The organism is Paraglaciecola sp. QJM3NY_14, assembly GCF_056173245.1.
In genome coordinates this window covers 1,369,866-1,391,914 of the sequence record NZ_CM149664.1, presented here as the reverse complement: position 1 = coordinate 1,391,914, position 22,049 = coordinate 1,369,866, and the positions used below count along the sequence as shown (strand labels likewise).

The following is a 22,049-nucleotide window of genomic DNA, read 5'->3' as shown; positions in this document are numbered from 1 at the left end:
GGGCAATCGCCCGCTTTATTTAAGGTAACTCATTTTAAATCGCTTTCATTGTGCCTTTTGGCAACACAGCTGAGATAGCAGATTTTTGTACAACGATGTTGGTTGTATCGTTTAGTGCAATCTCAAGAAAGTCCTTTTCTTCTGATACTTTCACGATACGACCAACCATGCCACCTTGGGTCAAAACTTCATCGCCTTTGCTCAACGAGCTAACCAAGTTTTTATGCTCTTTTACACGTTTTGCTTGTGGGCGGTATAACATAAAGTAAAAGATTAAACCGAATACGCCGAGCATGATCAGCATTTCAAAACCGCCGCCTGTTGCACCGCCTGGTGCTGCCTGTGCATGTGCATCAGAGATAAATAAGCTCATAAATTCCCCATAGTTTGTTAAGTTTTGTTGTTATAGCGCCGGTACCGGCATATCTTTTTGTGCGTAGAAATCCGCAACGAATTCATCTAACTTCTGTTCGGCAATTGCATCACGCAACCCTTGCATAACACGCTGATAATATCGCAAGTTATGAATAGTATTTAAACGCGCGCCTAATATTTCGTTACATTTGTCCAAGTGATGTAGATATGACCGAGAATAATTTTTACAAGTGTAACAGTCACATTTATCGTCTAGTGGACTCGTATCGGTTTTATGGGCTGCATTGCGAATTTTGACAATGCCACTGGTGACAAAAAGGTGACCATTTCGAGCATTACGAGTAGGCATAACGCAATCAAACATGTCGACTCCGCGGCGCACACCTTCTACCAGATCTTCCGGTTTACCCACGCCCATTAAATAACGCGGCTTGTGCGCTGGGATTTTGTCTGTGGTGTGATCCAAAATGCGGATCATGTCTTCTTTTGGCTCGCCTACTGACAAGCCACCAATGGCATAGCCATCAAAGCCAATGTCTTCTAAACCTTTAAGGGATACGTCACGTAATCCTTCGTACATACCACCTTGTATGATACCGAATAGCGCTGATGGGTTGTCGCCATGTTCCGCTTTACTGCGCTTGGCCCAGCGTAATGACAATTCCATCGACTGGCGTGCTTCGCTCTCAGTCGCTGGGTGCGGCGTACATTCGTCGAAAATCATCACGATGTCAGAGCCCAAATCACGTTGCACTTGCATCGATTTTTCAGGGGTCAGTAAGATTTTTTCACCGTTGATTGGCGAGCGGAAAGTTACCCCTTCTTCGGTGATTTTACGCAAATCCCCGAGGCTAAATACCTGAAAACCACCTGAATCCGTGAGGATAGGTTTTTGCCAATGCATAAAATCATGTAAATCGCCGTGCTGTTTAATGATTTCAGTGCCAGGGCGTAGCATTAAATGAAAGGTATTCCCTAAGCATATATGCGCGCCCGTTTCATCAAGCTCTTCAGGCGTCATGCCTTTAACCGTGCCGTATGTGCCAACTGGCATAAACGCAGGCGTTTCAACTATGCCTCGGTCAAATTTAAGACGGCCGCGGCGCGCCTTTCCGTCTGTGTTATCTAATTCAAATTGCATAAATACTTCCTGCTGACAGGGCGTGCCCACCAGCGTGTTCTCGTCTTAGGTGATATTCAATGCCTAACAAGCGAGTTGCTGACAAAAAGTGGCCGGATTATATACGAATTGCGTCTACGAATAAAAACTAATAACGCACTATTTATTCGCCTAACGTAGGTATTGATAACAATCCGGATATCAGTCTTGGTTTTTCTCAATGAACATGGCATCGCCATAGCTGAAAAAGCGGTATTGCTGGGCAATAGCTTCTTGGTACGCATTCATCACATTTTCTTTTCCAGCAAAGGCGCTGACTAACATAATGAGCGTCGATTCTGATAGATGAAAGTTGGTTAACATGGCATCAATCACCTGAAATTTATAGCCAGGATAAATAAAAATGTCTGTGTCACTGAAAAACGGCGCCAGCGCAGTGCCATTTTCTAATGCTGCTTTCGCTGCTGACTCTAACGATCTTACCGACGTAGTGCCCACAGCGATCACGCGTTTACCCGCCGCTTTGGTTTTAGCAATAGCATCAACAACGTTTTGCGGCACCTCTGCATACTCAGAGTGCATCTGGTGCTCTAGAATGTTATCAACCCGCACTGGCTGAAAGGTTCCAGCCCCAACATGCAAGGTCACAAATTCTGTGTTTACGCCTTTATCTCGTAATTGCTTCAAAATGACGTCGTCAAAGTGTAAACCTGCGGTAGGCGCGGCGACGGCTCCTGGTTTCTCATTGTATACCGTTTGATAACGCTCTTTGTCAGACTCTTCATCAGGGCGATCAATATAGGGCGGTAGCGGCATATGCCCATATTGTTCGAGTATCTCAAGAATAGGCTCAGGGTTAAGCAGCTTTAATGTAAATAGTGCGTCTTGACGCCCTACCATTTCCATTTCCACTTTGCCCTCAAGTAATAGTTGCGTGCCCTCTTTAGGAGATTTACTGGCGCGTACATGGGCTAAAACATGGTGTTCGTCAATAATGCGCTCAATCAACACTTCTACTTTACCGCCAGAGGCTTTTTGCCCGAGTAACCGTGCAGGTATGACGCGAGTATTATTGAAGATCAGTAAATCGCCTGGATTAATCAAGTTCACCACGTCAGTGAATTGCAAATGCGACAAGCCTGTTGTGGCTAAGTGCATTAATCGACTCGCGGTCCGCTCTTTAGTGGGGTAACGCGCAATGAGGGCTTCAGGTAAATCAAACTGGAATTCAGAAACTTTCATATATTATCCTGGGAAATGTAGCCCGTTATTTTACGTATAATAATTAATACCTGCAATCACCTTGGTATACGCTAACCAACTTGTGACTTTGCATATTGCGGCTAAAATAACATCAACAGTTTATTTATTATTGACGTTTCTCCTGACTGTTATTTTGCCCAGCGACTTTTGCGTTGGGCTTTTTTTTGTCTGTATTTTTTGGTCGTGTTCTGCAAGCTCGGAAAATTTTTACATCGCTACCGCGAGAGATCTTGCCCCATGTCGCTAAACATATCCACGATATCATCCCGTTCGATACGGCGCATATTAAGCACATACATGATTTGTAACAACAAATCGGCGCCTAATATTCCTTTATTCACTTTGTTGCGCAGGTTGTCTGCGCTTTGGTTCACCCCAATTGATACTAGGCGTTCACTGAGATCCTGATACTTAACACCGCGCTTAGACATTTCCGCTTTTAATAGGCGCTGAACCACTTGACGCCAATCTGCGGAGGCACTATTTGTCTGTTTTGCTGTCAGACCATCCGAATGATTTTGCATAACTATTCCAACGATACAAATGTGACGTATAATTTACATTAGTGACAAATAAATATCAAATGTTGAAAATAACATTTGACTAATTGTTTTTCACCTGACTACACTAAGCCCGAGTTTTGCCAACAAGCTCAACGAAATGTTGAGACACATTCGAACAACGGTCATTAGCCATACAGGAGAGTAGCCATGACATGGGATCTTAATCAACTTGAGGCCCTTTTTAGTGACAACCAAGATCTCGTTGTTACCCGCGAAGAAAATTGTTTATTAATTGCCAACAGCGACGGTGTTGATGCTTGGTTAGCGATAAGCGGAGAACAAATTCTAGTTGAGTCTTTACTCTTTTCTGTCAAAGAGGTGAAAGACAAAATCGCATTGAACGAAGAGATTTTAAAAACCCATATGATTTTCCCGCTGACCACTGTGGGTATTTCGAATGTGGCTGGCGATGAGTATTACACAGCGTTTGGCTCTTTAAGTTCTCAATCGAAAGCACAGAGCATTACGATCGAAGTGCAAACCTTATTTCAAAATGTAGAAGCATTTTTAGATGCTTATGCAGAACATTTACTTTAATCGAGGAGTGACATTATGTCAGTTTGGAGAAAATTAGTAACTGCCGTTAAAGGTGGTGCCACAGAAGCAGCACAAACAGTGGTAGACAGCCAAGCAATCCGTATCCTTGAACAAGAGATCCGTGAAGCAAAAGACGAGCTGCGTAAGTCAGATCATGCACGCACGCAAATTTTGGCTAAGTGCAAATTGTCTGAGCAGAAAGTCGCCAGCTTGCAATCTTCTATTGAGCAATACGAAGCCCATGCTCGCAAAGCGATAGATTCAGATCGCCAACTAGCCCTTGACTGCGCTCAAAAAGTCAGTGACTTGAAAGCGGAACAAGAAGGTGAACAAAAATACTTAGATCAGTTTAAGCAATCTGAGAAGCAGTTGGCGGGCAATATCAGTCAAGCAAAAGCTAACCTACGACGTTTAGAGCAGCAGGTCGACATGGTAAAGGCCACTGAGTCTGTGCAAAAAGCACAGGTCGCTGTGTCGTCACGTCACTTGGGTGCGAACAGCAAAATGAAAACCGCCACCGAGTCGTTGCAGCGTATTCAAGACAAGCAGACATTGCGCGATGCAGAGCTACAAGCAGCGCAAGAACTTGCGACTGAAGAATCAAGCGACGACCTAGAGAAACGTTTGGCTCAAGCCGGTATCAAAGGCGGACAAACCTCTGCTGATGATGAGTTAAGCCGCATTTTAGGCAAATAGCTTGCGTATTATTTGAATGGCCAGCCCGCAGTTACAGGCTGGCCATTTTTTTATCTGTGGGTTTATTGTATTTATTACGTTTACACAGTTAGTGCTGACTGCGGAATGACTTACGTTGGCTAATGTCCTGGGATATGAAAGAATATCTCGAAATAACAATAACCTGAATTTAACGCCATGTTTATAAAGATACGTAAAATGCTGTCTCAGTATTTTTCTGAGATGCGTTGGTACACCTTACTGATTGCGTTAAGTTTTTACACTGTTTCGAGCTGGTGCTTAATGGCGCTCGCAAATGAAGATTCACTAACAAACAGCACTGATTTCATTTATTGGTTGGTGGTTACAGGCTCAACAGTGGGCTACGGAGATTTGTCGCCGACAACCGCCGCAGGAAAATACATAGTCTCTTTATATGTAATACCTGTTGGCTTGAGTTTTTTTGCATTAGTGATTGGTCGGGTTGCGTCTTGGGTATCATTTCAGTGGGTAAAAGGAGTAAAAGGTTTGCAAAGTTTATCAGTATCTAATCATATTCTGGTACTCGGGTGGAACGAGCAACGTACGCTTAGATTACTCGATTTACTGCTACGCGAGCGAGAAGCCGTGGACGAACGCCCGACGATTGTATTGTGTGTTCGCGCCGATATTACTAACCCGATGCCAGATAAAATCGAATTTGTGAAGGTTAATAGTTTTAGTAACGACAAAGACATGGACCGAGCTTGTATTGCCGACGCCAAAGTCGTTTTAATGGATAACCCAGAAGATGATTTAACCATGACCACTGCACTTTATTGCAGCCAACGTAATCCTAATGCGCAAATGGTCGCTTACTTCACTGATGAAACGTTAGCCAACCTCCTCCAGCGCCACTGCCCGAATGTTGAGTGCACGCCGAGTGTTGCGATAGAGATGCTGGCAAAATCAGCATTCGATCCGGGTTCAAGCGTATTACATCACGACTTACTTAGTGTGGCCGAAGGCCAAGCGCAGTATTCAGATACCCTTCCCCTTAAAATGTCTCCTGTGCAGGTTGGTTTGGCATTCAATCAGTTGAAATCTCGTTACAATGCAACGCTTATCGGCACGGCTAAGCGCGATGATAGATTGAACATACAAGTCAATCCTGATCTGGATGAGCAGCTATCGCCGGGTGACAAGGTGTTTTATATCGCGAAAGCCAGGATCAAAAAAATCGAATGGCAACGTTTTTCTGAGGAATAACATGTTCAGTAAATTATTTGGTAAAAAAGACACGTCGAAAACCCCAAAAGCCCCTGAGGTTATGGGCCTTTACTTGGGTGGTTCATTTCAAATTGATCCACTAAAACTCAAACTGATAGAGCCGAGCCTTATCATTGAGTCTGCTGCCAGCTCACATATTATTCAGGCGGTTGGTGAAGTCGATTTAGATTCAGGTGGCAAAATTCTGCGCTTTTACACCGATGACGATGCGTTTTTACAAGTTGTTTTGGACGGCGGAGTGACAGAAAATCACATTACTGATGTCAAGTTATGGTATTTCTATGAAACCAAAACCGTTGGCACCGACACTCAATGGCAGCAATTGCTTAAAAATGACATCTCCCAAGCCCAATATTCACTAGAAGGCAATAGCTATCAGCGCGTATGGGACGCTGTCGGTGATGTGTCACCCGCTGTCGCTATGACCGAAAAAACCTATGAAGAAGACGGTGACGTGAGTGAAACCGACCAATTCGTGATGCTGTACGAGCGCGAATTAGACGATAGCAACATAGAGGCCTTGCTCGTCAGCGGTGAAGAGAAATTAGTTGGTCAGAACTTCGATCGCTGCTTGGTTATCAGCAGTGGTTTTAATATTGAACAAGCCGACATCACGATAAACGGCTAACATCCCATTTAACGAAAGGAAAAACGATGGAAACAATACTTAACTCAATTGCCGGCCTAGGTCATTTTGCCGCTTATTTTGCGGTATCAATTGTATTGCTATTTATCTTCAAAATTGTCTATGCGTTCGTGACCCCTCATGATGAATGGAAATTAGTTAAACAAGAGAAAAATCTGGCCGCAGCGATTGGCTTTGGTGGCGCGATCATCGGTTTTGCCCTGGCGTTATCAAGTGCGGTTGCAAACTCAGCGTCATTGGTCGACTTTATCGTGTGGGGTGTTGTGGCAATTATTGCGCAAGTCGTCGCATTCTTACTTTTGCGGTTCACTTTTATGCCAAAAATTGCCGAGCGCATTATTAATAACGAAATTTCTGCAGGTACCATTCTTGGCGCTATTTCTGTTGCGGTTGGTTTGCTCAATGCCGCTTGCATGACCTACTAGGAGGACATATGACTCAGCGTAAACGCTCATCAAATATCAACCTAAAGAGCATGCGTAAAGGTTTTTCGGTTAAGCCTTTAGCCTTGGGTATTGCAGCAGTCATGCTTAGTGGTTGTGGTGAAGAAACGGAAAAAGCCACGGTTTATACCTCAGTAGACGACTGTACAAATCAAAACCCTGGGCAAGAAGAGCTATGTAAAACGGCTTATCAAGATGCGCTAGATGAAGCTCAGCGCACAGGCCCTAAATATGCGTCACGGCAAATATGTGAAGAGGAATTTGGGGCCAATCAGTGTAATTATACCCGCACCGAAAGTGGCTCGTTCTTTATGCCTTTTATGGCCGGTTACATGTTGAGCAACCTATTGTCACCGCGAGGCTATAATACTCAGCCCATGTTTACCTCATACTCCCCTTACTCTTCGTATCGCCAACGTTGGATGGGTGCAGATGGCAGTGACTATGGTGATTATCGCCGCCGTAATATGAACGTCAGCAAAGATGCGTTTAAGTCAAAACCGAGTGTGACCAAAACCATGAGCCGAGGCGGGTTTGGCAGTAGCGTGCGCGCAAAATCAAATTGGGGTGGCTCGAGCAGAAAGTCCAGTGGTTGGGGCGGCTAACCTTTCGTATGTTTCGCATTCCTATTCAGCAACGGGCAAATTGGCAGCGTAAAGCCGCTGATTTTGGTTTTAAGTTTCATACTATGCATGGCGAACCCTATTGGGATGAGTCAGCGTACTATCAATTTACCCTAAACCAAATTGAAAATGATATAGAGCAGCCAACTGCCGATATTCATCAGATGTGTCTGGCGGTGGTCGAGCGCGCCGTTAATGACGAGGCTTTGCTTGAACGTTTTCAGATCCCACAGGGGTTTTGGCAGCCCATTGCCGATTCATGGAAAAACCGAGACCCAAGTTTATATTCACGTTTGGATTTTAGCTATGATGGCAGCGGCCCTGCTAAGCTTTACGAAAATAACGCAGACACGCCAACATCACTGTATGAAAGTGGATTTTGGCAATGGTTATGGCTTGAAGAACAAGTCAATAAAGGGCTAGTGCATAAAAAAGCCGACCAGTTTAACTCACTACAAGAGAAGCTTGTTGCTCGATTAGGCTACATCGCTAACCACTATCAATTAGACTTCATGCATTTCGCTTGCTGCAAAGATACTGACGAAGACAGAGGTACGGTGCAGTATCTACAAGATTGTGCGCGCGAAGCAGGGATCGCTGACTACTTCGTTTATATGGAAGACATTGGTTTGAGTGACAGCGGTGCGTTTACCGATCACGACGATCAAATCATTGAAACCTTGTTTAAGCTCTACCCTTGGGAATTTATGCAGCGAGAAGCGTTCGCTCAACATATTCAGCCTTCTGGAAGCCATTGGATTGAGCCCCTATGGAAATCAATATTGTCGAATAAAGCGTTGATGCCCATGTTGTGGAAAATGTTTCCCGGTCATCCCAACTTACTGGCATCTTATTTTGAAGATGAACTGCAACTTGCTAACGAGACTAAATTGGTTAAGAAGCCAATATTTTCCCGTGAAGGCGCGAACATCAGTGTAATTGAAAACGGCAAGACGGTGCTCGAAGCACAAGGCCCCTATGGTGAAGAAGGGTTTATTTATCAAGCCTATTCGCCATTACCAAAGTTCGGAGAAAATCACACCTTGATTGGCTCGTGGTTGGTGGATGATCAGCCTGCAGGCATTTCGGTACGGGAAGACACCTCTCTTATCACCCAAGATATGTCACGTTATTTACCGCATATTATTTTGTGACAATTTGACATCTCATTCTCCAGCCTTTTACGTCAAAATATCGATATGACTTACCTAACACAGTTTTATGAATAGCAAAACACTCACTTCGCGCAATCCTTCTCGCTTAAGCCAGCAGTTAAAAACGGTAGGCATTATCTTCATTGTGATCACCGCCATAGAGATCTTTAATCTTCTCACTGGGCGCATGTTAAATCACTTTGGCAATATTCCACGTTACATTCCTGGGCTTGTTGGCGTCTTAACCGGTCCTTTTTTACACGGTAGTGTGAGCCATTACCTGTCGAATATTATTCCGTTGTGTGTGTTGAGCTTTCTAATGCTGCAATACGGTAATAAGCGTTTTTTTGGTGTCACGTTCTTTTGTATTGTCCTAACAGGGTTGTTGGTGTGGTTATTTGGCCGCTCAGCCAGTCATATCGGTGCGAGCAGCGTGATATACAGTTATTTTGGCTTTCTTTTATTAGCAGGGTTTTTAAGCCGAAAGTTTAAGCTCATTATTATTTCCTTGTTAGTGGCCTTTTTTTATGGCGGCTTAATATTCGGCGTATTGCCTGCAAGAACCTTTGTATCTTGGGAAGGCCATTTGTTCGGCTTTATCTCTGGCTTGATTGCTGCGAGATTGTGGGCCAAACATGTGCACTAATAAGCCTAATTCTCGCAATCAGGCTTTATCATCAAATTAACCTAAGGTAGTGCTAGAGCGTGAAGTGCAACTTCCCTATAATGCTGTCGTTATCTAAATACAAACCAAGGCCCAAATGAGTAATCAAGCCCCCAAAAAACAAAATGGATTTTTCGGAAATCTAGCATTTAACATCATTATCCCTGTGGTGATCATGAGCAATTTAAGCTCTGATGAATACCTAGGCCCAGCATGGAGTATTGTTGCCGCACTGATATTCCCTATCGGTTATGGGTTGTGGGATCTTAAAGAGTCGGGCAAGGTAAATGCCTTTTCAATATTGGGGATTGTCAGCGTTATATTAACCGGTGGCATTAGTCTGTTGGAACTTCCTGCTGAGTATATTGCTATAAAAGAAGCGGCTATTCCGGCTGTAATTGGCATTGCCGTGTTAATTACCCAGCGCACTACCAAGCCATTACTAAAGGTACTTGTGCTCAACGAGCAAATTGTCAACTGGGACAGTTTGAGCCGAGCATTAGAAGCAAAAGGTACCACCAATGACTTTGAAGGCAAGATGGCGATCAGCTCTTATATTGTAGCCGGTTCATTCTTTTTATCTTCAGTTTTAAATTACGTTTTGGCCAAAGTGATTCTGGTAAGCCCCCCAGGGACGACCGAATATACAGAAGAGCTTGGTCGCATGACCGCACTGAGCTACCCAGTGATAGTGATACCGAGCATGATCATGTTAATGGGCGCCTTGTGGTACCTATTCGCTCAAATTAAGAAATTAACGGGTGAAGATTTAGAGAATTTCCTTGCCCAGCAGTAACAGCCAACAGTGATAACCAGCAATAACTAACGATACTGTTAGCGTAGAACTATTGAAAACCAAAAAACGCTGATAGAGCAATCTATCAGCGTTTTTTTATTGGCTGCTTAAAAACTTAATCGTGAACATTGACGACCTGCTCACTCAATAATTAGCCGACTAGCTTAGTTATTCTCGGCCAAGCAAGGTGAAAATATTATCTGCGACCTGCGTGTTGTTTAACAAACCACGGAATTTTTCGCTACCAGGCCCTATTGCATATACCGGCACGTCAACACCAGTGTGCCCACCCGTTGTCCACCCCGTATTGGTACGTACGTCTAATAAGGTTTTCACTGTTTGATACGCTATTTCGTCATCTTGGGTATCTATTGCCTCGAGCATGGACTTTTCCTCTTCATTTAGAGAAAAGCCAAGAAGCTCAGCCGCTAACGCGCTTTTATTATTAGCTGTCATCAATTGTTTAGCAATAGCGTACGGCGATGCTTTAAGGTTATCGAGCCATTGCGGCTCCCAACGATAAATTTTGTTAGCACCAATGGTGAAACCACCTGTACTGTGGTCTGCGGTTAACACGACTAATGTATCAGGGTGCTGACTAACGTATTGCTCTAGCCACGTCATAGTTTGCGCTAAGTCTTGCATCTCTGTCATCGCTGCGCCGACATCATTGGAGTGGCCGGCCCAATCAATTTGGCTGGCCTCAACGAGCAAAAAGAAGCCTTTGTCGTTTTCAAGGTGTTTAACAGCGGTTTGAGTGAGCGTTTGCAAGCGTTGTTTCGCCGGCATATCTAACGCCCAATTTAAGCCTTGCTCTGCAAATAAACCTAACAATGGTTTATTTTTATCCGTCGTACTCAAGTCGGTTATCTTATCAACGTATTGATAACCAGCCCCCTTGAACTCTGCTACTAAATTGCGATCATCACGAATGAAGTAATTCCAACCACCTCCGAGCATGACATCAAGTACAAAACGGTTATCCACTTTGTCATCAAAGTAACTGTCAGCTATCTCGTTGTAATTCTTCCTACTCTCGTTATGTGCTGAATATCCTGCAGGAGTCGCGTGGTTAATTTGTGAGGTAACAGCGACACCTGTTTTAAATCCATGCTCTTTAGCCCACTCAAGTACCGTGAGAACAGGTTTTTTGTCTACATCCACAGCAATCGCGCCATTATAAGATTTTACGCCGGTGGCCAAAGCCGTTGCACCTGCCGCCGAGTCGGTGACATAACCAGAGACTTGCGCTGGGTACGTGCTGGCCATGCCTACCAGCATGCGATCAAAAACGGTTTGCTCGACTACTGACGTATTTTTGTTATCTGCGAAGTAACGATATGCGGTGGTATACGCTGGCCCCATTCCATCACCAACGACCATAATTACATTCTTAGGCTCTTGCGCTACAGCTCCCATACACAGGGCTGATAGCAAAACGGTACTCACAAACTTCATCTCAATCCTATATTTGCTTAATATTTAAACCCTTGATTATACGCAGCCTTTTACGACAAGGCGTAGTATTGGGTTCGATATTTAAAAAAAACATTAGCGTTTTTTGTCGCAAAATATTTGAATTGTAATTTTTAGGGACATCACGATGTGGGAAAACCGTCCATATGGACAAAACGAGACAAACGTTGCTGGGATCTACATTCTTATTACGACGTTAAAAAGCCAAATTCATTCTGTTTCACTGGGCTTATTTATTCTCTTCGCCTTGATATTTAAAGCAAGCCAATAATTATTCACAAGATAAATACTGAAAATCAATATCATTTCCTTTCGTTATTTGAATTCTGTTAGTAGGATTTGGTCATCGGTTAGCAGCAACATTCAGTTTACAACCTGCTAATCAAATTTTACCTACAAACATAAGGAACATCGTCATGTCTAACTACACAAATGACATTCAAGCTGCCCAAACCCTAACTGGCGAAAATAGCCAAACGTGGAGTGCTATCAACCCAGAGTATGTTGCACGTATGAAAGCACAAAATCGCTTCAAAACGGGCTTAGACATTGCGAAATACACTGCGGGTATCATGCGTAAAGATATGGCTGATTATGATAAGGACTCAAGCTCTTATACTCAGTCTCTAGGTTGCTGGCATGGCTTTATCGGTCAACAAAAAATGTTGGCAATTAAAAAGCACCATGGCACGACAGATAAACGCTACTTGTACTTATCTGGTTGGATGGTAGCTGCTCTACGCTCTGAGTTTGGTCCTTTGCCTGACCAATCAATGCACGAAAAAACGTCAGTGCCTGCGTTAATCGAAGAGCTTTACACCTTCTTGCGTCAAGCCGATGCAAAAGAGCTTGGTGAGTTGTTCAGCGCACTTGATAGTGCCAAAGAAGCTGGCCAAGATACCAAAGAAATTCAAGCTAAAATCGATAACTACCAAACCCATGTTGTTCCAATTATTGCTGATATTGATGCAGGCTTTGGTAATGAAGAAGCAACGTACTTACTTGCTAAGAAGATGATTGAAGCAGGTGCATGCTGTATTCAGATTGAAAACCAAGTATCTGATGCCAAGCAATGTGGCCATCAAGACGGTAAAGTAACCGTGCCTCATGAAGACTTCCTATGTAAAATCAATGCCGTACGTTACGCGTTTCTTGAGCTAGGGGTAGATGATGGGGTGATTGTTGCGCGTACCGATTCTTTAGGTGCTGGTCTGACTCAAAAAATCCCAGTGTCTCAATCGCCTAACGATTTGGCTGCCCAGTACAATGCCTTTTTAGAAACCTCAGCAGTTGATTCTGTTGATGATTTAAAAGATGGAGATTCAGTATTGAAACTTGACGGCAAGCTAGTAAAACCAGTTCGTTTGCCTAATGGTTTGTACAAGTTCAAAGCAGACACTGGCTTCGACCGTGTAGTACTTGACTGCGTTACATCGCTACAAAATGGCGCTGACTTATTGTGGATTGAAACTGAAAAACCGCATGTTCAGCAAATTGGTGAAATGGTAAGTGCTATTCGTAAAGAGGTACCTGATGCGAAATTAGTTTATAACAATTCACCTTCATTCAACTGGACGCTAAACTTCCGCCAGCAAGTTTTCGATGCTTGGTCTGAAGCAGGTAAAGATGTGTCTGGCTACAGCCGTGATGAGTTAATGTCAGCACGTTATGATGCCTCTGAGCTGGCGCAAGAAGCAGATGAAAAAGTGCGTACATTCCAAGCGGATGCGGCTCGTGAAGCGGGTATTTTCCATCATTTGATTACGTTACCGACTTACCATACCGCAGCACTGTCAACTGACAACCTAGCGAAAGGTTACTTTGGTGAAGAAGGCATGTTGGCTTATGTGAAAGGCGTTCAACGTAAAGAGTTACGTGAAGGGTTAGCATGTGTTAAGCATCAAGCAATGGCAGGCTCTAACCTAGGGGATGATCATAAAGAGTATTTCTCTGGTGACCAAGCGCTTAAAGCGTCAGGCAAAGACAACACCATGAATCAGTTCGACGTTGCAGTGTAACGTCTAACCTCCAAAGTATAAAAAATAGCAGGGTAACCTGCTATTTTTTTATCTGTAAAACAGCATTCATTTGTAAAATGATTATTTCTTTAACATCAAATTTTTATATTGTTTTTTCTACGCAATTAACTAGCACACGCAGTTAATTTATAAAATAATCCTTTTAATACATAAGCTTAAATTTTTTCACTCACCCACTAGCATCTTTTTCTCATCTGAGTACAATCTGGTTATACAATAAAAAACAATAAGTGCATTAATATTATGAATATTTCAAAAGTAGACCTCAATTTATTGGTGTATCTGGACGTCCTTCTACGGGAAGGCAGTGTTACCCGCGCAGCAAATCAACTCAGTATTACCCAACCCGCCATGAGTAATGGTTTAAAGCGCCTTCGAGATCTTTTTAAAGATCCCTTACTAGTGCGCACCAGTGACGGGATGACGCCGACTAAGCGTGCCCTGGAGCTGCAACCCGTTATACGCGATGTGTTATCAAAACTTGAGGCCTCGATTCAACCAGAGACAGACTTTGTACCTGAAACCAGTAAGCGTACATTTAGGATCATGGCCAGCGATTACGCTGAATCCACGTTGCTCCTTGAGGTCATACGCCAGTTGGCCAAAGTGGCACCAAACATAACGTTAGATATGATTACCCCTAGCGACGTGACCTTTCATGATGTTGAGCAAGGTAAAGTGGATATGGCCATTAACCGCTTTGAAGAGTTACCTTTGTCGTTTCACCAAAAAGTCGTTTGGTACGATCGCTTTGCCTGTGTCGTTAGCAGTAACAATCCCATAGTAGATAACTTTACATTGCAAAATTACATCGACAGTAAGCATATTTGGGTAAGTAAAACCGGCTTTGGTGTCGGAGTCGGAATAGATCCGAATGAAGTGCAAAAATTAGGTTGGGTAGATGCCGAGTTGACTAAAATTGGCCAAAAGCGCGATATAAGAGTGTTTACTCGCCATTATCACGTCGCTTTGCAACTCGCCAAGGTGCAGAACTTAGTGGCAACACTGCCTAGTAAAGCAGCCGCGCTATATGAAAACGACCCAAATATTGTGATCCTAGATCCACCGTTTGATATACCACCGATTGGCCTAAAAATGGCTTGGAGCGCTTTGTTGCACCACGATGCTGGACATATTTGGTTACGTCGCTTAATAACAGATGTGGGTGAAACCTTGTCTGCCCAATAGTCATTCATAAAATAAATAGCTGAGATAGAAACCATAAATTAAACAAACTAAACATTAGTTCGTAGACTGGGTTCATAGCCTTATCAACGGAGTAGATCATGCAACAATATATTCAACGTGAACAATTACAGGTAGCGCCTCAGCTTGCTGCCTTTATCGAAGAGCAGGCTCTACCTGGCAGTGAAGTCGCCCCCACAGAATTTTGGGCTGGTTTTAGTAATATTCTAGCCCAGCTCACGCCAGTTAATGATGCCTTACTGGCTAAGCGCGACTTGCTACAACAAAAAATCGATGCGTATTGCCAGTCTCATCCGACCTTAGAGCCTGCGAGCTACAAAGCTTTCCTTCAAGAAATTGGCTATCTAGAGACGCCACCAGCAGATTTTTCTATTACCACCGATAACGTCGACGACGAGGTGGCTACCATGGCCGGCCCACAACTTGTAGTGCCTATCAATAACGCGCGCTTCGCTCTTAACGCTGCCAATGCCCGTTGGGGGAGCTTATACGATGCCGCCTACGGTACAGATGTTATCCCTGAAGATAACGGCGCTACGCGGACAAAAGCATACAATCCCGCAAGAGGGCAAAAGGTTATACAGTACGCAAGAAAGTGGCTCGATGTTATTGCACCATTAACCAATGGCTCTCATACCACCAGTCAAGGTTACGATATTACTTCGGGCCAGCTAGTGGTAACACTAGCCGATGGGAGTACAGCGACCTTGTCTCACCCTAGCCAGTTACTTGGATTTGTTGGCGATAAAAACAACCCTAGCGCCATTTTGTTACAACATAACGGCCTGCACGTAGAGCTGCAATTTGACCGCACTCATCAAATAGGGCAAAGCGACCCCAGTGGCATGAAAGACATATTAGTTGAATCAGCACTGACAACCATTATGGATTGTGAGGACTCAGTTGCCGCAGTGGATGCTGAAGATAAAACCTTGGTGTATCAGAACTGGCTAGGACTGATCAAAGGGACGCTTGAAGTGAGCCTAAGTAAACCAGGCGGCTCCTCCGTCAGGCGTTTAAGTGCCGATAGAAATTACACGACGCTTACAGACAAATCATTTTCGCTAAATGGTCGTAGTATGATGTTTGTGCGTAATGTGGGCCATTTAATGACGAACGACGCAATTTTGTTTCAGGGTAAGCCGATCTACGAAGGGATAATGGACGCGGTTATCACCAGCCTAATCGCCAAACATGACTTGCTAGGCAATGGCCAATATCGCAACAGTAAAGCGGGCAGTATTTATATTGTTAAACCCAAAATGCATGGCTCAGAGGAAGTGGCGTTCGCTGACACTTTGTTTAGTCAAGTAGAAGATGCTTTGGCACTGCCTAAAAACACATTAAAAATGGGCATTATGGACGAAGAACGTCGCACAAGTGTGAATTTGAAAGCATGTATCAATGCAGCAAAAGCGCGCGCGGTATTCATTAATACGGGCTTTTTAGATAGAACCGGGGATGAAATCCATACCTCAATGCATTTAGGGCCATTTGCGTTAAAAGCTGACATCAAGCAACAGCCTTGGTTGACTGCCTACGAGTTAGCCAACGTGAAAATCGGTGTAGACGCAGGTATGTCAGGTAAAGCGCAAATTGGGAAAGGTATGTGGCCAATTCCAGATAACATGGCTGACATGATGCAAAGTAAAACCAATCACCCTCAATCGGGCGCCAACACTGCTTGGGTTCCCTCCCCAACCGCTGCGACCTTGCACGCCTTACATTATCACCAGATTGATGTGTTTAGTTTGCGAAATCCGATTGCAATCAGTGATTTTGATGGGTTAGATGATATCTTGACCGTGCCCCTCTTGGCTGACCGTTCCAGTTTGAGCCAGCAAGACATTCAGCATGAGCTAGACAATAACGTTCAAGGGATTTTGGGTTATGTGGTTCGCTGGGTTCATCAAGGGATTGGTTGCTCTAAAGTACCGGACATCAACAACGTGGGCCTAATGGAAGACAGAGCAACGTTACGCATATCCAGCCAGCATATCGCTAACTGGTTGTTACATGGCTTAATTAACGAGGCACAAATAAATGACTCAATGTTGCGCATGGCACAATTAGTCGATGCACAAAATAGTTCTGATAAGGAATACATCCCTATGATGCCTGACCCAATCAAATCAATTGCGTTTCAAGCCGCTCAAGAGTTAATACTGCAAGGAACGCAGCAACCAAATGGTTACACCGAACCTGTTTTGCATGCTAAGCGCAGGGAAATGAAAGATAAACTGGCCACTGTGTAGCGGCTCTTTCAAACGCAGACGTTAAATGCCTGGTGGCGTGTTGTTCTTCGCGCTACCTGGCTTATTCACTCCTTTACCAGCCACCCACTTCAAAATATTTCTGTAACCTTTGGCAGCCGTATGCATGAGCAAAATATGCATTGGCATTTTTATCCAATGCCCTCTCAGCAACGCCATCGTGTTGGCCAAGCCCAACCCCCTCACATTACATAATCTATGATGTGGCTGCAGTACTCTGCAGTACATCCAATCGAATATCTTTAGCGTAATTTTAGGTGGTAGCCAAAGCTGGCTTTTATGCAATTCAGCTTGTGGAATAACGGTATCGAACAGCGTATTTACATAACGTAATGCGAGGGCGAGCTCTAAACCAAACCCCGTTTTTTGCGCCAGAATAAATAGATCATCCCAAAATGCTTGCTCAGTTCCAAATTCGCTAAACAGCAAGTGCAAATCTGACAAGTCACGAAAGCCATGATGGTATTCTTCTTGATAAAACAAATGCACAGCGCTGTGCAATATCATTGCGCCTGGCGATAAGACGCGCGCGCCACAAGATAAGGTGTGAGCACCAGCGGTAAAATCATTTATATCTGGGGCTTTACCACTGATAAGCGGCACTAAATTATGGTGCACATCTAATATTGTGCCTCGCCCTGAATGCTTCAAAGGCGGAATTTCATGGGCCCACTGACGATAATACATATCATCATAGTCATCTGTTGGCTGAGTAAACCACGCATATACGCTCAAACGTGCTTCGACTTCACGCAAATTAGCTTTTGATACCAACATATCAATATCAGAAAAAACACGCCCTCTACCTGCACTATATCCTGATAATGTGTAGGCCGCCCCTTTTAAATAAATAAGCTCGGTTTGCAGCTCAACAGGTAAAATTCGCTTGAATTCGCTGGCCTCAAATTTCACTTGCTGAGCGAGTAATTTTGCATGATATTTAGCGGAGATAAGGTGTGTCTGCGCGTACTCAGGAACCAATTCGATGATACTATCAAGCGCATAAGCAACTCTTGGTAAGACAGATGCTTCACGAGCGATCCGTATAAGAAACTCCCACTCCGTGTGTGTGATTGCCTTTGGCACGTTACCGGATAGCAGTGTGACTAAATGGTCAGTATACTTGGATATAGCATTCACGGTGCAAACTGTCCCTCGTCCAGAAATGCTGAGACTTCGGCTAAATCGTTATAATGAATTTCCACTGCGTCCGTACTTTCGACTAACTTTTGCAGTGCGAGAAAACCATCAGCACCTAATATTGAATCATTAAACGCGTTATCCGTTAAAGCTTGAAACGCGTCAGCTTTGGTTAAGCTGTAGATATCTAACGTGACATCAGATGTGTATTTGGGTAGTACGACAGCCATCACCGGAGCTGTTTGCTTGATTTTATCAATACTTGCAATAGGAGGTTTCACATGAGCCACGTCACCTTTATTGGTATCTCTGGCAATATTTGAAATAGTCACCTCTGGGAACCAGGAGCTCACCAAATCTATTGAGTTATTCTTTAAACAAATCGGACGAACAAAGGGGTGAACTAGGCCTGTTTCTAAATTAATAACCGTCATTTCGTCTGAGAGTAAACGCCACCCGGTATGGGCCAAGTAGGCTGTTAACGTGCTCTTACCTGAGCCCGGAGGTGCCGGAAAAATTATCGCTTTGCCGTCTTTTTCAAGCACTGCACCGTGGAGTAATAAATATCTGTGCATATGAGACGCCATACACCAGTTCATACCCCACTCTAACACTGGATAAGCTTGCGAGCGTGGCAAGGGTAAAAACGGCACGAACTCATCAAGTAAAAAGTGAATTTGCGGCTTATACCACCGCCTCAAGGATTTAGGTGATTGCACGGCAACCCGAAAATCCGCAGGAGATGCGTCATCAAGTAACTCATAGTCACCATATAGCTGATAAAACACACGCTGCACATCGGGCAATGAAGATTGAACACCAAAGGCTGCCACGCCCAAATCGATATTGATTTCCCCCTTTATCAATCTCGCGGCGGCTTCATTTTCTGAAATATCCTTAAGCCTCAACGGATTCAACCTTCTGAATGACGCACTGGGATTCGAGGTGCCTGATTGATTGTTGAATATCAATCAACGAAGAATCGGGAAATAGAGCGAACATTTGCTCTTCATTGAAGGGAACACCAAAATGATACTGAGTAAAAAAAGCCTGAAATTGGCCACTCAATCTCAAAGAATTACCCGTGATAGGTACAAACACAAAAACGCCAGACGAATCGCTGGCGTTATAAATCAATATATTTGGATTTACTTGGTACAAACTTAGCTGCAACAGGTTCAATTATCGCGTGTAAGTTTGACTCAATGCATCCATAAGCGCACCCTGGTCATTCATCGCTTCTTCCTCAAGCATTGAAGCATACATCTCAGGGGTCACTTCCGACGACAACGGATAATTTCCATAATAAGCATTCAAGTATCCAGCGACTAAACTTTTGTCGATGTCAGAACCTTGCCATAAAACACGATACAAATGTGGACGACTCACCACTCCACCACCGCCCTTTGTATATGTACCCGTAGTAGAGATACTGAAAACAGTGTCCCATTTGACCGCTTTAAGCGAGTCTTTTAAATTTTGGTCATTATTAGCATCTTTTAACCAAGTAGCAGGGGATACTCCAGCAATCGTTGTGGTGGAGCATGCTTGTGATAAGTTTCCTGACAAGTTCCCCGATACTGTACAACCATTCGCCGTTGTAGCCCACGTTGCTTTCGATGGAAGGCTCACTATGAGTGCAGCCGCAGATCCTTTTAACAGAAACTTACGTCGGTTAGAAACAGCGCCTTGGCTATTCTCAGATTTTTTGTCGACGACATTCATTGTTCTTAATACTCCATTAGTAACGCATATCAGGCAGATAAAGCAAAATTTAAGCCAAATCCCAACCAACTGATCTTACTGGATATATTTAACTTAAAATCAAAAACTGTAAAGTTTCGTGACACAATTCGATCAACTATTATTCAGTTTACCGCAATCCCTTTCTTTTTGCTTAATAATCTTAAATATTTAACAGGAATTGCATAGCTAATGCCACTCGGTTTTTCTAAAACCGCTTCTTTGGTTTCTTTAATAAATACCTTGTTAATGATCCCCACCACACGGCCTGTCTCGGCATCATAAATGGCGCTACCACTATTGCCAGGGTAGGCAGTCATATCCAGTTGATAAATCATGAATGGACTTTCTAAACGATTGCGCATTTTCATGGTTAAGTTACGCGCATTGGCACTTGGGATCACGTCTGGGGTGAGGGCTGCAATCATTCCTTTATGGGTTGCCGGGTATAATCCTAATATTGACCCAATCGGGAATCCTGTCATTAGTATGTCTTGACCATCATCAACATACTCATCTGGGCCAAGCTGCAAAGCTGGCAGTGTGTCACGAATTTTCAGTATTGCTAAATCGTGCACCGGGTCCTTAGCGATAATTTCAGCTTTATGGATTTTAGGTTGTCGACCCGTCCCCGAAAAAACAATATGATATTGGACAATCTGTGGATCAAGCGGTTCTGATACAACGTGGAAGTTAGTCGCAATGAGCGTTCCATCACCAAATACAAAGCCACTTCCCCGCAGCTGATGCGAAACAGCAGACATTGCATCATACAATCCTACCCCTACCACAGAGGGTTTAACTTTTTTAACCACGTTTGTTTTTTGCGAGGCGCTGACTGACGTCGTTAAAAACACCAAAGAAAAAACCACACAAATGATTTTATAAATATAATTTTTCGTTATCATAATAAGCTACTTACTATTTCGTAGGGCTAGTGTGAACAGAAACTTTGTCACAACAATAGCGTAACGTGATTAATATCTTAGGGTTATACACAAAATATTAGGATTAATGAAATGAAAGTATTAGTCACAGGGGCTGCCGGATTTATCGGTTTTCATGTTTGTCAGGTGTTGTTATCACGCGGTGACGAGGTCGTGGGTATCGACAATATAAACGATTATTACGATGTTAATCTAAAGCATGGCCGTTTGGCAGAACTTGATGCTCACGAAAAAGCGCAAAATTTTAACTTCGTAAAAATGGATATAGCTCGCCGAGACGAAATGGAGTCACTGTTTCGTGAGCAAAAATTTGATAAAGTTGTACATTTGGCTGCACAAGCAGGTGTGCGTTATTCCATTGAAAATCCCCATGCGTATATCGACAGCAATATTGTTGGCTTTACTAATATTTTGGAAGGGTGTCGTCACAATACAGTCAAGCATTTAGTGTATGCTTCATCGAGCTCTGTTTACGGCGCTAATGAATCGATGCCTTTCTCGGTATCGGACAACGTTGACCACCCTGTATCTTTGTACGCGGCAAGCAAAAAAGCCAATGAATTGATGGCCCATACTTATAGCCACTTGTACGATTTGCCTACCACCGGCTTGCGATTTTTCACCGTTTATGGGCCATGGGGGCGACCTGACATGGCACTCTTTAAGTTCACCAAGGCGATACTTGAGGGCGATCCTATTCAGGTATACAACTTTGGCAATCATAGACGCGATTTTACGTACATTGACGACATTGTCAGCGGTGTTATATCCACCTTGGATCATAACGCAGCGGGTAACCCATCTTGGCAAGGCAAAAAACCAGATCCAAGTACCAGTAAAGCCCCGTGGCGCGTATACAACATTGGCGCACAAACCCCGGTCAATCTACTTGATTTTATTACAACTCTGGAAAGCGCATTAGGTAAAGAGGCTGAAAAAGAACTACTGCCAATGCAACCAGGAGACGTCCCAGATACCTTCGCCAATGTTCAAGCGCTTGTTGACGATGTTGGTTATCAACCTAAAACCCAATTAAAAGAAGGGATTACCAATTTTGTAGATTGGTATAAAAGCTTCTACAAAATATAAGGAAATGT

General features: G+C 43.6%; 22 protein-coding genes. 13 read left to right on the top strand and 9 right to left on the bottom strand.

Annotation, left to right across the window (positions count from 1 at the left end; all coding sequences use genetic code 11):
- Positions 1–34 precede the first annotated feature (34 nt).
- From yajC to AC0VYA_RS05880, 4 genes are all read right to left on the bottom strand, one after another.
- On the bottom strand, positions 35–373 hold the full coding sequence (yajC, locus tag AC0VYA_RS05895; RefSeq protein ID WP_006992085.1) for a preprotein translocase subunit YajC: 339 nt from the start codon (positions 371–373) through the stop codon (positions 35–37).
- 30 nt (positions 374–403) lie between these two features.
- On the bottom strand, positions 404–1,516 hold the full coding sequence (tgt, locus tag AC0VYA_RS05890) for a tRNA guanosine(34) transglycosylase Tgt (RefSeq protein ID WP_011574085.1): 1,113 nt from the start codon (positions 1,514–1,516) through the stop codon (positions 404–406).
- A 180-nt stretch (positions 1,517–1,696) separates the two neighbouring features.
- Entirely contained in the window at positions 1,697–2,737 is a 1,041-nt protein-coding gene (gene queA, locus AC0VYA_RS05885; protein ID WP_475490381.1) for a tRNA preQ1(34) S-adenosylmethionine ribosyltransferase-isomerase QueA, read from the bottom strand.
- 236 nt (positions 2,738–2,973) lie between these two features.
- Positions 2,974–3,282, bottom strand: coding sequence for a DUF6471 domain-containing protein (locus AC0VYA_RS05880; protein ID WP_011574083.1), 309 nt, complete (start codon positions 3,280–3,282; stop codon positions 2,974–2,976).
- Between the two features lie 186 nt (positions 3,283–3,468).
- Between AC0VYA_RS05880 and AC0VYA_RS05875 the strand changes: the two genes are divergently transcribed.
- The 9 genes from AC0VYA_RS05875 to AC0VYA_RS05835 all read left to right on the top strand — a co-directional run bounded on the left by AC0VYA_RS05875 (position 3,469) and on the right by AC0VYA_RS05835 (position 10,128).
- Positions 3,469–3,858 (top strand): YjfI family protein, encoded by a 390-nt coding sequence (locus AC0VYA_RS05875; RefSeq protein ID WP_011574082.1) that lies wholly within the window; start codon positions 3,469–3,471, stop codon positions 3,856–3,858.
- A gap of 15 nt (positions 3,859–3,873) precedes the next feature.
- Positions 3,874–4,554 carry a PspA/IM30 family protein gene (locus AC0VYA_RS05870; RefSeq protein ID WP_011574081.1) on the top strand — a complete coding sequence of 227 codons (681 nt, stop codon included), beginning with the start codon at positions 3,874–3,876 and terminating at the stop codon, positions 4,552–4,554.
- 177 nt (positions 4,555–4,731) lie between these two features.
- The gene (locus tag AC0VYA_RS05865) at positions 4,732–5,781 is read left to right on the top strand and encodes a potassium channel family protein (protein WP_475490380.1); all 1,050 of its coding nucleotides are present in this window, start codon (positions 4,732–4,734) and stop codon (positions 5,779–5,781) included.
- Position 5,782: 1 nt separating this feature from the next.
- Entirely contained in the window at positions 5,783–6,430 is a 648-nt protein-coding gene (locus AC0VYA_RS05860; protein WP_475490379.1) for a YjfK family protein, read from the top strand.
- A gap of 26 nt (positions 6,431–6,456) precedes the next feature.
- On the top strand, positions 6,457–6,873 hold the full coding sequence (locus AC0VYA_RS05855) for a DUF350 domain-containing protein (protein WP_006992077.1): 417 nt from the start codon (positions 6,457–6,459) through the stop codon (positions 6,871–6,873).
- An 8-nt stretch (positions 6,874–6,881) separates the two neighbouring features.
- Positions 6,882–7,496: a DUF1190 family protein gene (locus AC0VYA_RS05850; RefSeq protein WP_006992076.1), complete on the top strand. Its 615-nt coding sequence runs from the start codon at positions 6,882–6,884 to the stop codon at positions 7,494–7,496.
- 8 nt (positions 7,497–7,504) lie between these two features.
- Entirely contained in the window at positions 7,505–8,668 is a 1,164-nt protein-coding gene (locus tag AC0VYA_RS05845; protein ID WP_475490378.1) for a glutathionylspermidine synthase family protein, read from the top strand.
- Between the two features lie 67 nt (positions 8,669–8,735).
- Positions 8,736–9,314: a rhomboid family intramembrane serine protease gene (locus AC0VYA_RS05840; RefSeq protein ID WP_475490377.1), complete on the top strand. Its 579-nt coding sequence runs from the start codon at positions 8,736–8,738 to the stop codon at positions 9,312–9,314.
- Positions 9,315–9,429: 115 nt separating this feature from the next.
- The gene (locus tag AC0VYA_RS05835) at positions 9,430–10,128 is read left to right on the top strand and encodes a VC0807 family protein (RefSeq protein WP_006992073.1); all 699 of its coding nucleotides are present in this window, start codon (positions 9,430–9,432) and stop codon (positions 10,126–10,128) included.
- Between the two features lie 168 nt (positions 10,129–10,296).
- Here the strand turns inward: AC0VYA_RS05835 and AC0VYA_RS05830 are convergent, their stop codons facing one another.
- The gene (locus AC0VYA_RS05830) at positions 10,297–11,586 is read right to left on the bottom strand and encodes an alkaline phosphatase (protein WP_475490376.1); all 1,290 of its coding nucleotides are present in this window, start codon (positions 11,584–11,586) and stop codon (positions 10,297–10,299) included.
- A 434-nt stretch (positions 11,587–12,020) separates the two neighbouring features.
- Between AC0VYA_RS05830 and AC0VYA_RS05825 the strand changes: the two genes are divergently transcribed.
- The 3 genes from AC0VYA_RS05825 to AC0VYA_RS05815 all read left to right on the top strand — a co-directional run bounded on the left by AC0VYA_RS05825 (position 12,021) and on the right by AC0VYA_RS05815 (position 17,104).
- Positions 12,021–13,622, top strand: coding sequence for an isocitrate lyase (locus AC0VYA_RS05825; protein ID WP_473479075.1), 1,602 nt, complete (start codon positions 12,021–12,023; stop codon positions 13,620–13,622).
- Positions 13,623–13,886: 264 nt separating this feature from the next.
- A complete protein-coding gene (locus tag AC0VYA_RS05820) occupies positions 13,887–14,831 on the top strand; it encodes a LysR family transcriptional regulator (RefSeq protein ID WP_006991473.1) in 945 nt (314 codons plus the stop codon).
- A gap of 98 nt (positions 14,832–14,929) precedes the next feature.
- Positions 14,930–17,104: a malate synthase G gene (locus tag AC0VYA_RS05815; protein WP_475490375.1), complete on the top strand. Its 2,175-nt coding sequence runs from the start codon at positions 14,930–14,932 to the stop codon at positions 17,102–17,104.
- A gap of 21 nt (positions 17,105–17,125) precedes the next feature.
- Here AC0VYA_RS05815 and AC0VYA_RS05810 read toward each other — a convergent pair whose 3' ends face one another.
- The 4 genes from AC0VYA_RS05810 to AC0VYA_RS05795 form a co-directional block, all read right to left on the bottom strand.
- Positions 17,126–18,262 carry a nucleotidyltransferase family protein gene (locus AC0VYA_RS05810; RefSeq protein ID WP_475490374.1) on the bottom strand — a complete coding sequence of 379 codons (1,137 nt, stop codon included), beginning with the start codon at positions 18,260–18,262 and terminating at the stop codon, positions 17,126–17,128.
- The gene (locus tag AC0VYA_RS05805; RefSeq protein WP_475490373.1) at positions 18,259–19,170 is read right to left on the bottom strand and encodes an HprK-related kinase A; all 912 of its coding nucleotides are present in this window, start codon (positions 19,168–19,170) and stop codon (positions 18,259–18,261) included. Before AC0VYA_RS05805 ends, AC0VYA_RS05810 begins: the two co-directional genes overlap by 4 nt.
- Positions 19,171–19,444: 274 nt before the next feature.
- A complete protein-coding gene (locus AC0VYA_RS05800; protein ID WP_011574069.1) occupies positions 19,445–19,987 on the bottom strand; it encodes a hypothetical protein in 543 nt (180 codons plus the stop codon).
- Positions 19,988–20,130: 143 nt separating this feature from the next.
- Positions 20,131–20,913, bottom strand: a complete 783-nt coding sequence (locus AC0VYA_RS05795) for a S1 family peptidase (protein WP_011574068.1) — start codon at positions 20,911–20,913, stop codon at positions 20,131–20,133.
- 111 nt (positions 20,914–21,024) lie between these two features.
- On the opposite strand from AC0VYA_RS05795, the gene AC0VYA_RS05790 reads away from it, so the two are divergent.
- Positions 21,025–22,041: an NAD-dependent epimerase gene (locus AC0VYA_RS05790; protein WP_475490372.1), complete on the top strand. Its 1,017-nt coding sequence runs from the start codon at positions 21,025–21,027 to the stop codon at positions 22,039–22,041.
- Positions 22,042–22,049 lie beyond the last annotated feature (8 nt).

What these genes read in the sequence shown, in the direction of transcription:
- yajC (WP_006992085.1), bottom strand. Translation starts at nt 373, where the DNA reads ATGAGCTTATTTATCTCTGATGCACATGCACAGGCAGCACCAGGCGGT.
- tgt (WP_011574085.1), bottom strand. Translation starts at nt 1,516, where the DNA reads ATGCAATTTGAATTAGATAACACAGACGGAAAGGCGCGCCGCGGCCGT.
- queA (WP_475490381.1), bottom strand. Translation starts at nt 2,737, where the DNA reads ATGAAAGTTTCTGAATTCCAGTTTGATTTACCTGAAGCCCTCATTGCG.
- AC0VYA_RS05880 (WP_011574083.1), bottom strand. Translation starts at nt 3,282, where the DNA reads ATGCAAAATCATTCGGATGGTCTGACAGCAAAACAGACAAATAGTGCC.
- AC0VYA_RS05875 (WP_011574082.1), top strand. Translation starts at nt 3,469, where the DNA reads ATGACATGGGATCTTAATCAACTTGAGGCCCTTTTTAGTGACAACCAA.
- AC0VYA_RS05870 (WP_011574081.1), top strand. Translation starts at nt 3,874, where the DNA reads ATGTCAGTTTGGAGAAAATTAGTAACTGCCGTTAAAGGTGGTGCCACA.
- AC0VYA_RS05865 (WP_475490380.1), top strand. Translation starts at nt 4,732, where the DNA reads ATGTTTATAAAGATACGTAAAATGCTGTCTCAGTATTTTTCTGAGATG.
- AC0VYA_RS05860 (WP_475490379.1), top strand. Translation starts at nt 5,783, where the DNA reads ATGTTCAGTAAATTATTTGGTAAAAAAGACACGTCGAAAACCCCAAAA.
- AC0VYA_RS05855 (WP_006992077.1), top strand. Translation starts at nt 6,457, where the DNA reads ATGGAAACAATACTTAACTCAATTGCCGGCCTAGGTCATTTTGCCGCT.
- AC0VYA_RS05850 (WP_006992076.1), top strand. Translation starts at nt 6,882, where the DNA reads ATGACTCAGCGTAAACGCTCATCAAATATCAACCTAAAGAGCATGCGT.
- AC0VYA_RS05845 (WP_475490378.1), top strand. Translation starts at nt 7,505, where the DNA reads ATGTTTCGCATTCCTATTCAGCAACGGGCAAATTGGCAGCGTAAAGCC.
- AC0VYA_RS05840 (WP_475490377.1), top strand. Translation starts at nt 8,736, where the DNA reads ATGAATAGCAAAACACTCACTTCGCGCAATCCTTCTCGCTTAAGCCAG.
- AC0VYA_RS05835 (WP_006992073.1), top strand. Translation starts at nt 9,430, where the DNA reads ATGAGTAATCAAGCCCCCAAAAAACAAAATGGATTTTTCGGAAATCTA.
- AC0VYA_RS05830 (WP_475490376.1), bottom strand. Translation starts at nt 11,586, where the DNA reads ATGAAGTTTGTGAGTACCGTTTTGCTATCAGCCCTGTGTATGGGAGCT.
- AC0VYA_RS05825 (WP_473479075.1), top strand. Translation starts at nt 12,021, where the DNA reads ATGTCTAACTACACAAATGACATTCAAGCTGCCCAAACCCTAACTGGC.
- AC0VYA_RS05820 (WP_006991473.1), top strand. Translation starts at nt 13,887, where the DNA reads ATGAATATTTCAAAAGTAGACCTCAATTTATTGGTGTATCTGGACGTC.
- AC0VYA_RS05815 (WP_475490375.1), top strand. Translation starts at nt 14,930, where the DNA reads ATGCAACAATATATTCAACGTGAACAATTACAGGTAGCGCCTCAGCTT.
- AC0VYA_RS05800 (WP_011574069.1), bottom strand. Translation starts at nt 19,987, where the DNA reads ATGAATGTCGTCGACAAAAAATCTGAGAATAGCCAAGGCGCTGTTTCT.
- AC0VYA_RS05795 (WP_011574068.1), bottom strand. Translation starts at nt 20,913, where the DNA reads ATGATAACGAAAAATTATATTTATAAAATCATTTGTGTGGTTTTTTCT.
- AC0VYA_RS05790 (WP_475490372.1), top strand. Translation starts at nt 21,025, where the DNA reads ATGAAAGTATTAGTCACAGGGGCTGCCGGATTTATCGGTTTTCATGTT.